Source organism: Aeromonas hydrophila subsp. hydrophila ATCC 7966, from assembly GCF_000014805.1.
Taxonomy (GTDB): domain Bacteria; phylum Pseudomonadota; class Gammaproteobacteria; order Enterobacterales; family Aeromonadaceae; genus Aeromonas; species Aeromonas hydrophila.
The window spans coordinates 4,479,542-4,493,061 of the sequence record NC_008570.1 but is presented as its reverse complement, the minus strand read 5'-3'; the positions used below and the strand labels follow the sequence as shown (position 1 = coordinate 4,493,061).

The window sequence follows — 13,520 nt, the reverse complement described above, 5'->3', positions numbered from 1 at the left end:
CCCGACAACCCGCAATAAAAAAGAGGCCTAGTCGGCCTCTTTTTTGATGTCACCCGTATGGGCGTCCACCAGGAGTCGTACCCGTTGCCCCTGGGCATCCAGGGTTTCCACCTCGAATTTGTCCCCTTCCAGCTCCACTTCCCGAATGTCGTGATACCCTTGGGCCACCAGCAGTTTGACCAGCCCGGCCATGTCGAGACGGCTCTCGGCCGCCCAGCCGAGGGTGGAGAAGAGGCAAAGGATCAGCAGGAAACTGCGTCGGATCATATTCATTCCGGATTCATGGCTGGCAGACTATAAACGGCATTATGTTAGGTTTTGGGAGATGAATCATCCATGAATAGAGCCCTGTCTCTGCTTGGGTTGCTGCTGCCGGCACTGGCACAGGCGGCCACGCCGAACGAGGCCTTGCTGCAGCAGGCGGTCAGCGAGGGACGGGTGCGCCCCTTTCATGAGGTGATGGAGGTGGCTTCCCGCCTGCCGGTACGGGTGCTGCGGGTCGATCTGGGGGAGGAGGACGGCATCTGGCTGTACGAACTCAAGCTGATCGACAGCGAGAACAGCGTCATCAAGGTGGGCTATCGGGCCGACAACCTGGAGATGGTGTGGCTCAAGGGCCATCATCTGGAGCGGCTGTTCGAACCGCGTCCGCCTCCGGAAGAGGAGTGATGGAGTGAGTCCGCGAACGCGCCGCCATCCGGTTCGTTCCCCAACCGCCGCCGGTACCGGCACAACCCTGCTTTGGATACCCATTTATGCGAATTCTGATAGTTGAAGATGAGAAGACCCTGGCGGGCCAGCTGGCGGAACAGCTGCGCCTGTCCGGTTTCGTGACCGACCTCTGCCACGACGGCAACGAGGCCGGCTTTCTCGGCGAGACCGAGCCCTACGACGCCATCATTCTGGATCTCGGTCTGCCGGGCCGCGACGGCCTGAGCGTGCTGAAGGAGTGGCGCAGCAAGGGGATCGACACCCCGGTACTGGTGCTGACCGCCCGTGGCCAGCTGCACGAGAAGATCGAGGGGCTCAACGCCGGGGCCGACGACTACCTCACCAAGCCGTTCCAGGTGGCCGAGCTGGTGGCCCGGGTCCATGCCCTGGTGCGGCGGGCGGCGGGCAACGCCAGCTCGATCCTGGAGATCGGCGGGGTGCGGCTCGATATGGCGGCGTCCCAGGTGTGGTACGAAGGTACCCCCATCAAGCTGACCGCCCACGAGTTCCGGGTGCTCGGCTATCTGATGCAGCACAGGGGCAAGGTGGTGTCGCGCAGCGAGCTGATCGACCACATCTACGCTCAGGATTTCGACCGCGACTCCAACACGGTAGAGGTGTTCATCGGCCGGATCCGCAAGAAGACCCACTCCGATCTCATCGAGACGGTGCGCGGTCTCGGCTATCGGATCAACGAATGAGCCGGCTCTTGATGCCCTCTTGTACCGGAGCGGCTGAATGAGGCTGGTGCGTACCCTGCGGGGGCGGCTGGTGGTCATCGCCATGGTCTGGTGCGGGCTGTTCCTGTTCGCCACCGGCTTCAGCCTGCAGACCATGATGCGCAACTACTGGCAGGAGGCGGAGGCCGACGGCCTGCGCCTGCAGCTCTACGATCTGCTCTCCCGCCTCGAGATCCAGCCGGATGGCCTGCCGGTGGTCACCGAACCCATGGCCGACCCCCGCTTTCGCCAGCCCTACTCCGGTTACTACTGGCAGCTGGAGCTGGGGGAGAGCGTGGTCAGCCGCTCCCGCTCCCTGTGGGATGTGCACCTCGACGTGCACGGCCTGAAGTCGGCCTTCGGCGATCCGGATCTCTTCGTCGGCAAGGGGCCCAACAAGGAGCCGCTGCTGATCATGACCCGCACCGTGCTGCTGCCCGGTTCGGATCGGGTGTTCACCCTGGTGATGGCCAAGGACAGCAGCGCCCTGACCCAGACCCTGAAGAAGACCCGCATCAGCCTGTTCCTCGGCCTTGGCTTTGCCGCGACCGGGCTGGTGCTCGGTTTCATGTTCCAGATCGTCTACGGCCTGCGGCCACTGCACCTGTTGCGCCGCGAATTGAGCCGGGTCCATCAGGGCCATCAGGAGGGGTTCCGGCTGCGCTATCCGCTGGAGATCCAGCCGCTGGTGGAGGACATCAACCGGCTGCTGCACCACTACGGTGAGCTGCTGCAGCGGGCCCGCTCCCACACCGGCAACCTGGCCCACGCCCTCAAGACGCCGCTCAGCATCATGCGCAACCAGGTGGCCCAGCTGCCGCCGGAAGATCAGGCCGCCCTCGGCGAGCAGCTCGATCAGATCCAGCGCCACATCGACTACCACCTCGGCAAGGCGCGGGTCACCGGCGCCGCCAAGATCCTCGGGGTGTCGACCCCGGTGCGGGCGCGGGTGGAATACATCTGCCGCGCCTTCTCCCGCCTGTATCCGGGCCGGGAAGTGGACCTGCAGGTGCCGGCCACCCTGGCGGTCGGGGTGGAGGAGCAGGACTTCGACGAGATGGTGGGCAACCTGCTGGAGAACGCCTTCAAGTGGTCGGCCGGCCGGCTGCGCATCTCCAGCGCCGAGCTGGGGGGCTGGATCACCCTGCGCATCGAGGATGACGGTCCCGGCATGAGCGAGGATCAGATCGCCAAGGCGGTGCTGCGCGGGGTGCGCCTCGACGAGAAGGTGCCGGGTTCGGGTCTGGGCCTCAACATCGTCTCCGATCTGGCGGAAGCCTACCGCGGCAGCCTGATCATGGGGCGCGCCGAGCTCGGCGGGCTGGCGGCTTCTCTCTCGCTGCCCAAGGTGGCAAGAGTAGAGAGCTAGGCATAAGATATGGCACCTGTTTTAGCCTGAGGAAGAGAACCATGACCGATGATCCATGGGCACTGTGTCACCTCGACGATTCGTTCGATGCCTCCGTGCTGGGCACCAAGGGGGCCCAGATCCAGTGGTTTGAGGATCGCGACAGCCTGATTGCCTTCCTGCTGGAAGATTTCGTCGACCTGCTGGCCGACGTGGGCGAGCTGGATGAGGATCAGACCGAGCGGGCGCGCGAGCGCTTCACCCTGCTGGTGGAGCAGAGCTTCGACGATCGCGGCCTGATGGACGCCATCAACGATCTCGCCTCCGGCCTGCGCCGCATCGCCTGGTTGGGACCGCTCTCCGAGCTGGCCGAGCTGAGTGATGACTTCGCCTCCGGCCTGCGCCGCTATTTCTGGAGCCAGTACGACGGGGATGAAGATGACCCGGATGCCTGGGTGCCGGAAGAACTCTGGCCCCAGCTGGTGGAGTGTGCGGAAGAGTACATGGTGGAAGGGGACTTCTAAGCCACCTAGTCCGCGCTCTGGCTGCAAAGCGGGTGGAGTGTCCGGAAGAGTAGATGGTTGAGGGTGACTTCTGAGTCACACCACAAACCGAGATAAGAAAACGGCGCCTTGATGGCGCCGTTTTTGTTGCTCACTCCTCTGCTCAGGCGTTGGCCGGCACCGCGTGGGCGGTGTTGACCGGGGCCGGGCCCTGGTACTTCTCGATCTGCAGCTGGGCCATGTGACCGCAGTTGCCCTGCGCCAGGCTGGAGGTGCCTTCGTCGAAGGTGAGGCAGTTGACGTTACCGTTCTTGCACAGACTCCCTGCCTCGCCCGGTTTGGCCGGATCGAACCAGGCCCCTTCGCAGACCCGCACCACCCCGGGGCGGATGTCGGTCGAGAGCAGGGCCCCCACCAGGATCTGGCCGCGGTCGTTGAAGGCGCGCACCAGATCGCCATCCTGGATGCCGCGCGCCTTGGCGTCGTCCGGGTGGATCAGGATCGCCTCGCGATCGGCGACGGCGAACTTGTCCCGCAGCGGGGTGTTGTCGAGCTGGGAGTGCAGCCGCTGGGTCGGGTGGGAGGTATTGAGCGACAGCGGATAGCGGGTCGCCTCTTTGCTCTTGATCCACTCCTTGGGCTCATACCACTTGGGATGGCCGGCGCAGTCGGCATAGCCCATGCCGGCCACCGTGCTGGAGAAGATCTCGATCTTGCCGGACGGGGTCCCGAGCGGGTTGAGCAGCGGGTTCTCGCGAAAATCGGCGTGACGGATCCACTGGCGGTTCGCCTCGGGCACCGGGAAGCGGATGTAGTTGTTGGACTCCCAGAACATGTTGAATGGCGGCAGCGCCACCCGGGCGCCACGGGCCTGGGCGGCCATGCCGTCATACATCTGCTTGAGCCACAGCATCTCGTCCTTGCCTTCGGTGTACTGCTCCTGCAGGCCCAGCTTGGCGGCCACGTCGCGGAAGATGTCGAAGTCGTTGCGCGCCTCGAACTGGGGCGGCACGCACTGGTGCATCGGGAAGACGTAGCGCTGGGAGTAGTCGCCGCCCATCTCCAGATCGTTGCGCTCGTAGCTGGTGGTGGCCGGCAGCACGATGTCAGCGTGCTTGGCGGTGGCGGTCCAGTAGGGCTCGTGCACGATCACGGTCTGCGGCTTGCGCCAGGCCTTGACCAGGTTGTTGGTGTCCTGGTGGTGGTGGAAGGGGTTGCCGCCCGCCACGTAGACCAGCTTGATGTCCGGGTAGGTCACCTTGCGGCCGTTGAAGTCGATGGTCTTGCCGGGGTTGGCCAGACAGTCGGCGATGCGGGCCACCGGGATCGGCGCCGGCCCGTTCTTCGGCGCATTGCCGGCGGAGATGCCCGCCAGGATGCCGCCCTTGGCGGTGGGGCTGCCACCGGAAGAGTAGTGGTAGCTGAAGCCGTAACCGCCGCCCGGCAGGCCGATCTGGCCCAGCATGGCGGCCAGGGTGACCAGCATCCAGTTGGGCTGCTCGCCGTGCTGCTGTCGCTGCATGCCCCAGCCCGCCATGATCATGGTGCGCTTGGACGCCATGTCGAGGGCCAGCTGGCGGATCACCTTGGCATCGACGCCGCAGATGGTGCTCGCCCACTCGGCGCTCTTCGGCTGGCCGTCTTCCTTGCCGAGCAGATAGGCGAGGAACTTGTCGAAGCCGGTGGTGTAGCGGTCGAGGAAGGCCTGATCGTGCTTCTGCTCGCTGTAGAGGGTGTGGGCCACCCCCAGCATCATGGCCACGTCGGTGTAGGCGTTCGGTGCAATCCACTCGGCCCCCGCCAGCTTGGCGGTTTCGTTGTAGACCGGGTCGATGCTGATGATGCGGGTGCCCTTCTCCTTGAGCGCCTTGAAACCGGCCTGACCCTCGTGATCCGGCATGTTCCAGCTGTTCTTCAGGGTGACCTGGGCGTTGACCCCCCACAACACCACCAGTTCGGCGTGCTCGATGACGTTGGGCCAGGCGGTCTGCTGCTCATACACCTCGATGGAACCCATCACGTGGGACATGATCACCTGGGCAGCGCCGGCGGAGTAGTCGCCGGCATAGCCGGTGAAGCCGCCCGCCAGGTTCATCAGGCGGTGCAGCAGGGTACGGCTGTTGTGGAACATGCCGACGCTCTTCCAGCCGTAGGAACCGGCGTGGATCGCCTGCGGGCCGAAGTCGCTCTGCACCCGGCCTATCTCGCCGGCCACCAGGGCGATGGCCTTCTCCCAGCTCACTCGCACCCACTCGTCGGCGCCACGCAGCTCGGGCTTGGCGCCCGGGCCGTGCTCCAGCCAGCTCTTGCGCACCATGGGGTACTTGATGCGGTTCTTGGCGTGGACCTGGAACGGCGCCATGTCGATGAGATCGTTGGGGGCCGGATCATCGGCCACCGGCTGGACCCGTACCATGCGGCCATCTTCGACGATGGCCTCGAAAGCCCCCCAGTGGGCGCCGGTCAGGATGCCTTTTTGGGCCGGTACCAGGGTCGGGAACTGTTCCAGCGCCGTGCTGATGGCCTTGGCCAGGGCACTTTTCGGGAAGATGCCGGCCAGCAGCGGCAGGGCCGCGCAGGCGCCCAGCCCCTTGAGCAGGTTGCGGCGGGACAGATTGGTTTTCTTATCGGTAAAAAAAGTCATGACGATTTCCTCTGTGCCAGCCTTAGTGCGTCGCGCTCATGTCACTGGCATGTTTCTGGACGTATTGGGTCAACATGCGAGCCTGTTCCGGGGTCAGGGAGGTACGGGATTCCATCCCCTTGATGACGCCGATCCACTGGTTGGCATTGAAGTGATCCAGCGCGGTGAGGCCGTGGCAGCCGGTACAGTTGTTGGACATCAGGGTGGAGGCGTACTGCCACAGCTTGCCCTGATCGCCGATGAGCTGGCTTTGATCCACCCAGGCGGTCAGGCTGACCTGATGCCAGGTGAGGTTGGTGGCGCTGTCGGTTTCGCTCTTGCCGGTGGTGAGCTGCGCCTTGGCCTTGTCGCCGAGCAGGGTACTCAGGATGCGCTTGCCGGGGGCGGCGTAGAACACCTCGCTCACCCCGTCCTGCTGCCAGCCGTCGATGCGCACCTGGGCGCGGCCGTTGTCGTTGGCCAGCACTTCCACCTGGGTGGAGGGCATCAGGGTGCCTTCGTCGGTCTTGGCGTTGGCATCCAGATAGAGCGGGGTGGTGGCGATGGCGTAACGGGTGGTGACGTTGGCCGGGGTCTGGGCGGCGGCTTGCGCCAGCTCGCTGGCACCGGCGGCTGCCAGGCCGCTCATGTCGGGCATGATGTGGGCGACGCCGCGGTGGCAGTCGATGCAGGTCTGGCCCTCCTTGATGGCGACCGGGTGCTCGGCACGGGCGTTGGGGCGCTGGGCCAGGATGTCCATCGCCGCGTAGCTGTGGCAGCTGCGGCAGGTGGCGGAGTCGTTGGCCTTCAGCTCGTCCCACACCGACTGCGCCATGCGCAGCTTGTGAGCCTCGTATTTCTCTGGCGTATCGAGGGTGCCGATCGCCTCGTGATAGATGTCCTTCACGGCGCGGATCTTGGTCCACAGATAGGAGGTGGGATCACCCGGAATGTGGCAGTCGGCGCACTCGGCACGGATGCCCTTCACGTTCTGGAAGTGGACGCTGCCCTGATACTCGGCCAGCGGGGTCTGCATGGAGTGACAGGAGACGCAGAACTCGGTGGCGCTGGTCTTGTGCATGACGGTCACCGTGACCCCCAGCGCTGCAACGCCCAAGAGGGCCCCGAGCAGCAGTAGCCAGAACCAGGTTTTTCTCAACAATTTTCCAAGCATGACGGCGTTTTCCTACGATCAAATATTACCAATATAGTAGTATCCATTGAGAGGTAGTTGATTGACCTCTATCATGATTTATATTTTGCATTGTTATTTTAAATACATTTATTATTTTGTAATTTATCATTTAATTGAATTTAATTTAACTTCCTGCGATTTTATCGTCTTTTTTGTCCTCGTTTGAGGCATGGCCAGCCGGGGCCTGCCATCCACCACCTGGCGGAGTTGTGCACCCGCCCGCCACCCCCTCTCAATCGATCCTGCCTCGGCAAGGGCCTGTCGCCTCGCGCCCGCGGAGGGCTTGGGCTTTGCCCGGGGCCCGTTATATACTGTTCACATATACAGTATTCAGGTGTTTGCCATGCGACTCTTCATCGCCGAGAAGCCCAGTCTGGGACGTGCCATTGCCGACGTGCTGCCCAAGCCCCACAAGAAGGGGGACGGTTTTATCGAAACCGCGCAGGGGGATGTGGTGACCTGGTGCATCGGCCATCTGCTGGAGCAGGCCGAGCCGGATGCCTATGACGCCGCCTACAAGCAGTGGCGCATGGAGTCGCTACCCATCGTCCCGAGCCAGTGGCAACTGGTGGCCAAGCCGAAGACCAAGACCCAGCTCACCGTCATCAAGCGCCTGCTCAAGCAGGCCGACTGCGTGGTCAACGCCGGTGACCCGGACCGGGAGGGGCAGCTGCTGGTGGACGAGGTGATCGATTTCCTCGGCTACGGCAAAACCAGGCCGGTGCTGCGCTGTCTCATCAGCGATCTCAACCCACCGGCGGTGCGCCGTGCCCTCGACAAGCTCAGGGACAACAAGGAGTTCGTGCCGCTGGCGGTGTCGGCGCTGGCCCGCAGCCGGGCCGACTGGCTCTACGGCATCAACATGACCCGCGCCTATACCCTGCTTGGCCGCAAGGGGGGTTGCAGCGAGCTGCTGTCGGTCGGTCGGGTACAGACGCCGCTGCTGGGGCTGGTGGTACGGCGGGATCTCGAGATAGAAGCCTTCGTGCCCAAGCCCTTCTTCGAGGTGCTGGCCCATCTACAGACCGAAGGCAACGAGCGTTTCAGCGCCAAGTGGCTGCCTTCCGAGGCCTGTCTGCCCTGGCAGGACGAGGAGGGTCGTGTGCTCAACCGGGCGCTGGCCGCCAAGGTGGTGGAGCGGATCCAGGGTCAACCCGCACTGGTGGAGGAGGTGGAGGAGCAGGCCCGCAAGCAGGCGGCGCCGCTGCCCTACAACCTCTCCAGCCTGCAGATCGATGCCGCCAAGCGGTTCGGCATGGACGCCAAGCGGGTGCTGGACGTCTGCCAGGGGCTCTACGAGCGCCACAAGCTGATTACCTACCCGCGATCCGACAGCCGTCATCTGCCGAGCGATCACTTCAACCGGGCCGGCCAGGTGCGGGAGGCCATCGCCAGCACGGCGCCGGCGCTGGCCAAGGCGGTGAGCGAGGCGGACGGCAAGATCCGCAGCAAGGCGTGGAACGACGGCAAGGTGGACGCTCACCATGCCATCATCCCCACCGAGAAGCAGGGCAACCCGGCCACGCTGGGGGCTGACGAGGCGAAGCTTTACGGCCTGATTGCCCGTCAGTACCTGCTGCAGTTCTACCCGCCGTTCGAGTACAACGACAGCAAGGTGCTGCTGCGCATCGCCGGCGGCCTGTTCCAGGCCAAGGCGCGGCGGATCCTCAAGGCGGGCTGGAAGGCCCTATTGGGGGTGGAAGAAGATGACGACGAAGAGAAAGCCGGTACCCTGCCCGCCCTGAAAGAGGGGGAGCAGCTGCTGTGCGAGCGGGGGGCGCTGCTGGAGAAGATGACCCAGGCACCCAAGTCGTTCACCGATGCCACCCTGCTGGCCGCCATGACCGGCATCGCCCGCTACGTGCAGGACCCCGAGATCCGCAAGACACTGCGCGAGACCGACGGTCTCGGCACCGAGGCGACCCGGGCGGGCATCATAGATCTGCTGTTCAAGCGCCGTTTTCTGGTGCGCCAGGGCAAGAGCATCAAGGGCACCCCCACCGGACGGGCGCTGATCCTGGCGCTGCCTGCCACCGCCACCACGCCGGACATGACGGCGTTGTGGGAGCAGCACCTCGGCCGGATTGCCGAGCGGCAGACGAGCTATCAGCAATTCATGGGGCCGCTGACCGAGCAGTTGAACGGCCTGATCGACGGCGCCAGACAGGATTCGGGGGCCAGCTTCAGCGCCCTGCCCAAGGCGGTGCCCGGAGCCGACAAACGCCGCTTCACCAAGCGCAAGCGCAGCACGGCGGCTGGTGGCACGAGCGGGACAGCCAAGCGGGGGAGCAAGCGGCCGGCCAAGGCTGCCTGATAAAAAAAAGCGCCCCTGTCGGGGCGCAAAAAGGCATTGTCGTCAGGCGTCGGCCAGTCTGGCGCGACTCAAATTGAGGTAATGCCAGGCAACGCCGAGCAGTACCAGATCCTTGAAGATGAAGAACTCGGTGACCGGCACTCCGTCGACCAGCTTCCAGACGTCCGGCAGGGTCAGCAGAAAGCTGAGGGTCACGAGGAAGGTCAGGATGGCCCCCAGGCTGCTCCAGTAGCCCAGACGTGGTCGCCACAGGCCGGCAATCAGACCGCCAGCGATCAGGATCTCGACCAGTCCGATCAGATTGGAGACGGCTTGCTCCGAGAGCACGGCATAGAGCCAGCTCATCAGCGGGTGGCTTGCCACCAGCGGCCGGATGGCCGCCGCCTCGGTCGGCGTGAACTTGAACACGCCGATCCAGAGCAGGGTCAGTACCACCCCGGCGAGGGCGATCAGAAAACCTCGGTCATGGCGTTCCATTCATGCTCCTTTGTCAGGGGGTGAGAGTGACCGGCGGGAAGTCGATGTCGGTTGCCGCCAGATGATTGCCGTAGTTGGTCAGGGTATTGATGACCACCTGTCCCAGTACCTCCATTGCCAGCTCATCATCCACGCCCGCGGCACGGGCTGCGGCCAGCTGTTGATCGCTGATGACACCGCGCTGGGTAACCAGGGCGACCGCCAGCTGCAGCAGGGCGTGATCGAGTGGATCCGCCGCCTGGACCAGACGGGCAGCCCGGATGGCGTCGTCATCGAAACCGGCCCGGCCAGCCAGCAGGGTGTGGGCCGACAGGCAGTATTGGCAGGCGTTGGCCTGGCCGATGGCCAGTGCCAGCAGCTCCCGCTGGCGGGCACTGAGCCGCCCTTTGCCCAGCGCATCGGCAAAACCGAGCAGGCCGTTGAGCACCACGGGTGAATGGGCCAGGGTGGCGTAGAGGTTGGGAACCTTGCCAAGGCTGCTTTTGAGGGCGGCGAAGGTGGGGGCGGCAGCCGGTTTGGGCTGGCTCACGGGGTGAATGCGACTCATGATGTGCTCCTGTTTGGGTTGGGTACGGGAGACACTATGCCGGTTTTAATGGTACGGTTTATCACCCATAGTCCACTATTGGCGACTTATCGTCTCAAACATGGATCCACTTTCGATACTGCTGGCCCATGCCGCGCCCCGGGCCAACCTCTTCTTTGCCGGCAACCTGTGCCAGCACTCCCACAGCCATGACTATCCGGCTGGTGGCCACCTGCACCTGCTGCGCCGTGGCGAACTGTTGCTGCGCGAGGAGGGGGGCGAGCCCCTGCTGCTGACGGAACCGACCCTGATCCTGTTTCCCCGTGGGCGGGGACACAGGCTCGAGCCGCGTCAGCTGGCGGGCTGCGATCTGGTGTGCGCCAGCGTGTCGTTCGGACCGACCGGTGACTCACCATTGCAGCTGGCACTGCCGGATACCCTGGTACTGCCGCTGCAGACGATTCCGGCCATGGCGCCGGTGCTGACCCTGCTGTTCGAGGAGGCCTTCGCCGACCGCTATGGCCAGCCACCGATCCTCTCCCGCCTGCTGGAGGTGCTGCTGATCCTGCTGTTGCGCCATCTGGTGGAACAGGGGCACTGCCGGCAGGGGATGCTGGCTGCGCTTTCCGACCTGCGTCTGGCGCGGGCCGTCACGGCCATGCATCAGCGGGGAGACGAGCCCTGGACGGTAGAGACGCTGGCACGGGAGGCGGGCATGTCGCGCGCCCGCTTCGCCGCCCATTTCCAGGCGCTGACCGGGCAGACGCCACTGGGCTATCTGACGCGCTGGCGCATGATGCTGGCCAGTCAGCAGCTGCTGGCAGGGGAGTCCATCACTCAGGTGGCGCTGGGGGCGGGGTACAGCGGCGGAACTGCCTTTGGGCGGGCGTTTGAACGGGAGTTCGGCATGAGCCCGGGACGCTGGCTCAAGACGCGGCAGCGCGAATGACCGGGGCCGCGGCGGGCCCCGGTGTCATCAGCCGGTGTAGACGGCTTCTTCCGGATACTTGATGCGGGTCTCGCTCGGGCGGGCCAGCATGAAGGCCAGGGTCAGCGGGCCGAGACGGCCGCAGATCATCACCAGCACCAGGATCAGCTTGCCCGGTTCGCTCAGACCGGCGGTGATGCCGGTGGAGAGCCCCACGGTGGCAAACGCCGAGATGGTCTCGAACATGATCTTGTCGAAGGACTGCTGCTCGGTGAGCATCAGCAGGAACATGGCCAGCATCAGCACCATGGTGCTGACGATGATGATGGCCAGCGATCGGGTCACTATCTGGGGTGACAGGGTGCGGCCGAAGGCGGTGACGTGGGGGCGCTTGGTCAGAAACGCCTTGGTCGCCAGCAGCACCACCGCGAAGGTGGTCACCTTGATACCGCCACCGGTGGAGGTGGCGCCGGCCCCGACAAACATCAGCATCATCATGAACAACAAAGAGGCGGGCACCATCTGGCCGATGTCGATGGAGTTGAAGCCGGCGGTACGGGCGCTGGTGGACTGGAAGAAGGCCGCCAGCCACTGACCGCCGAAGGAGGCCTTGCCGAGGGTGCCCGGGTTGTTGTGCTCCAGCAGCCAGAACATCAGGGTACCCAGCAGCAGCAGGCCCGGGGTCATGATCAGCATCAGCTTGCTGTGCAGCTTGAGCTTGCGCCAGCGGCGATTGCGCACCAGGTCGACGATGACGGTGAAGCCGATCCCCCCCAGAATGATCAGCGCGGCTATGGTCAGGCTGATGATGGGGTCGTCTCTGTAGTCCATGAGATTGTTGGCAAACAGCGAGAAGCCGGCGTTGTTGAAGGCCGAGACCGCGTGGAAGAAGCTGACGTAGAGGCCGCGCTCCCAGCCGAGCTCGGGCACCCAGCGGATGGCCATCAGGCCGGTGCCGATGAGCTGGGCGATGAAGGCGAACAGCACGATCCGCTTCACCAGCTGGATGATGTTGACCGACCCCTCCTGGCCCAGCGCCTCCTTGGCCAGCACCTGCTGGCGCAGACCGACCCGCTTGCTGAACATGGCGATCAGCAGCAGGGTCATGGTCATCTGGCCGAGGCCGCCAATCTCCATCAGCATCAGCAAAAAGATCTGCCCCTGCAGGGTGAAGGCGGTGCCGGTATCCACCACCCCGAGCCCGGTCACGCTGATGGCCGAGGTGGCGGTGAACAGGGCGTTGATGAAGCTCACTTCGCCGTTGTGGCTGGAGGGCTGCACCAGAAACAGGGTGCCGACCAGCAGGATGATCAGGAAGCTGCCGAGGATCAGCTTGGCTTCGCTCCAGCGCGACTCGTCGTCCCGGTGCAGGGCGAAGGCGTAGTTGCTACGCCAGCGGGTCATAGGGTTTCCAGCCAGTGGTCGATGGCGTGCTTGTTGCCCGCCAGGATCAGGATGTCACCCAGTTGCAGCTCCATCTTGCCGGTCAGCACGTTGTGCAGCACCTGGCCGCGCTTGATGGCCAGCAGTTGCAGTTCGGTCTGTTGCAGCAGATGCAGGTCGGCGAGGGTGCGGCCATTTTGCGGCAAACCGATGACGAACTCGGTCAGCACCATGTCGTGGCCCAGCTCCAGATAGTCGAACAGCCGGTTGTCCAGCATGCTCTGGGCGACCCGGCGGCCCATGTCCCACTCCGGGTTGATCACCTTGTCGGCCCCCACCTTCTGCAGGATCTTGGCGTGGAACTTGTCGCGCGCCTTGACCCACACCTTCTTCACGCCGGCTTCCTTGAGGACGAGGGTGGTAAGGATGCTGGTCTCGAGGTTGTCACCGATGGCGACGAAGACGATGTCGAAGTCGGCCAGCCCCAGCTCGGCCACTGTGGCCTCGTCGGTGGCATCGGCGACGATGACGTGGTTGCAGAGGGTGGCTATCTGACGGGTCTTGCTCTCGTCGATGTCTATCGCCAGCACCTCGGCATCCTGCCGTTGCAGCTCTTCACACAGGGCGCTGCCAAACAGTCCCAGGCCGATGACGGCAAATTGGTTGTTCATGAGTACTTCCTCAAGCGTCGGAGCCGGATACTCTACTCCTGCGGCATGAGTCCGAAAAGGGGGGCGGATTTTTCGTCCGGCGGCAATATAAGGTAGACTGCCCGCTTGCCATTGTCGGGACA

At 64.3% G+C, this 13,520-nt stretch carries 13 protein-coding genes; 6 read left to right on the top strand and 7 right to left on the bottom strand.

Annotation, left to right across the window (positions count from 1 at the left end; all coding sequences use genetic code 11):
* Positions 1-27: 27 nt before the first annotated feature.
* Positions 28-273, bottom strand: coding sequence for a PepSY domain-containing protein (locus AHA_RS20480; RefSeq protein WP_010635834.1), 246 nt, complete (start codon positions 271-273; stop codon positions 28-30).
* A 63-nt stretch (positions 274-336) separates the two neighbouring features.
* Here AHA_RS20480 and AHA_RS20475 point away from each other — a divergent pair, with 63 nt between their 5' ends.
* The 4 genes from AHA_RS20475 to AHA_RS20460 all read left to right on the top strand — a co-directional run bounded on the left by AHA_RS20475 (position 337) and on the right by AHA_RS20460 (position 3,302).
* Positions 337-669 (top strand): PepSY domain-containing protein, encoded by a 333-nt coding sequence (locus AHA_RS20475; RefSeq protein WP_011707718.1) that lies wholly within the window; start codon positions 337-339, stop codon positions 667-669.
* Between the two features lie 86 nt (positions 670-755).
* On the top strand, positions 756-1,412 hold the full coding sequence (locus AHA_RS20470) for a response regulator transcription factor (RefSeq protein WP_011707717.1): 657 nt from the start codon (positions 756-758) through the stop codon (positions 1,410-1,412).
* A 37-nt stretch (positions 1,413-1,449) separates the two neighbouring features.
* Positions 1,450-2,799 (top strand): sensor histidine kinase, encoded by a 1,350-nt coding sequence (locus AHA_RS20465; protein ID WP_005306363.1) that lies wholly within the window; start codon positions 1,450-1,452, stop codon positions 2,797-2,799.
* A gap of 41 nt (positions 2,800-2,840) precedes the next feature.
* Positions 2,841-3,302: a hypothetical protein gene (locus AHA_RS20460; RefSeq protein ID WP_010635837.1), complete on the top strand. Its 462-nt coding sequence runs from the start codon at positions 2,841-2,843 to the stop codon at positions 3,300-3,302.
* A 142-nt stretch (positions 3,303-3,444) separates the two neighbouring features.
* Here AHA_RS20460 and torA read toward each other — a convergent pair whose 3' ends face one another.
* Both torA and AHA_RS20450 read right to left on the bottom strand, forming a co-directional pair.
* Positions 3,445-5,925: a trimethylamine-N-oxide reductase TorA gene (torA, locus tag AHA_RS20455; RefSeq protein ID WP_011707716.1), complete on the bottom strand. Its 2,481-nt coding sequence runs from the start codon at positions 5,923-5,925 to the stop codon at positions 3,445-3,447.
* A 22-nt stretch (positions 5,926-5,947) separates the two neighbouring features.
* Positions 5,948-7,078: a NapC/NirT family cytochrome c gene (locus AHA_RS20450; protein WP_011707715.1), complete on the bottom strand. Its 1,131-nt coding sequence runs from the start codon at positions 7,076-7,078 to the stop codon at positions 5,948-5,950.
* A 364-nt stretch (positions 7,079-7,442) separates the two neighbouring features.
* Here AHA_RS20450 and AHA_RS20445 point away from each other — a divergent pair, with 364 nt between their 5' ends.
* Positions 7,443-9,413, top strand: a complete 1,971-nt coding sequence (locus tag AHA_RS20445; protein ID WP_011707714.1) for a DNA topoisomerase III — start codon at positions 7,443-7,445, stop codon at positions 9,411-9,413.
* Positions 9,414-9,455: 42 nt separating this feature from the next.
* Here AHA_RS20445 and AHA_RS20440 read toward each other — a convergent pair whose 3' ends face one another.
* Together AHA_RS20440 and AHA_RS20435 are read right to left on the bottom strand one after the other, a co-directional pair.
* Complete coding sequence (locus tag AHA_RS20440; protein ID WP_011707713.1) at positions 9,456-9,890, bottom strand: DUF417 family protein; 435 nt, start codon at positions 9,888-9,890, stop codon at positions 9,456-9,458.
* A 13-nt stretch (positions 9,891-9,903) separates the two neighbouring features.
* A complete protein-coding gene (locus tag AHA_RS20435; protein WP_011707712.1) occupies positions 9,904-10,437 on the bottom strand; it encodes a carboxymuconolactone decarboxylase family protein in 534 nt (177 codons plus the stop codon).
* Between the two features lie 100 nt (positions 10,438-10,537).
* Here AHA_RS20435 and AHA_RS20430 point away from each other — a divergent pair, with 100 nt between their 5' ends.
* Positions 10,538-11,365, top strand: coding sequence for a helix-turn-helix transcriptional regulator (locus AHA_RS20430; RefSeq protein WP_011707711.1), 828 nt, complete (start codon positions 10,538-10,540; stop codon positions 11,363-11,365).
* 27 nt (positions 11,366-11,392) lie between these two features.
* Here AHA_RS20430 and AHA_RS20425 read toward each other — a convergent pair whose 3' ends face one another.
* Both AHA_RS20425 and AHA_RS20420 read right to left on the bottom strand, forming a co-directional pair.
* The gene (locus tag AHA_RS20425) at positions 11,393-12,748 is read right to left on the bottom strand and encodes a TrkH family potassium uptake protein (protein WP_011707710.1); all 1,356 of its coding nucleotides are present in this window, start codon (positions 12,746-12,748) and stop codon (positions 11,393-11,395) included.
* Positions 12,745-13,398: a potassium channel family protein gene (locus tag AHA_RS20420; protein WP_011707709.1), complete on the bottom strand. Its 654-nt coding sequence runs from the start codon at positions 13,396-13,398 to the stop codon at positions 12,745-12,747. The genes AHA_RS20425 and AHA_RS20420 overlap by 4 nt, the downstream gene beginning before the upstream one ends.
* Positions 13,399-13,520 lie beyond the last annotated feature (122 nt).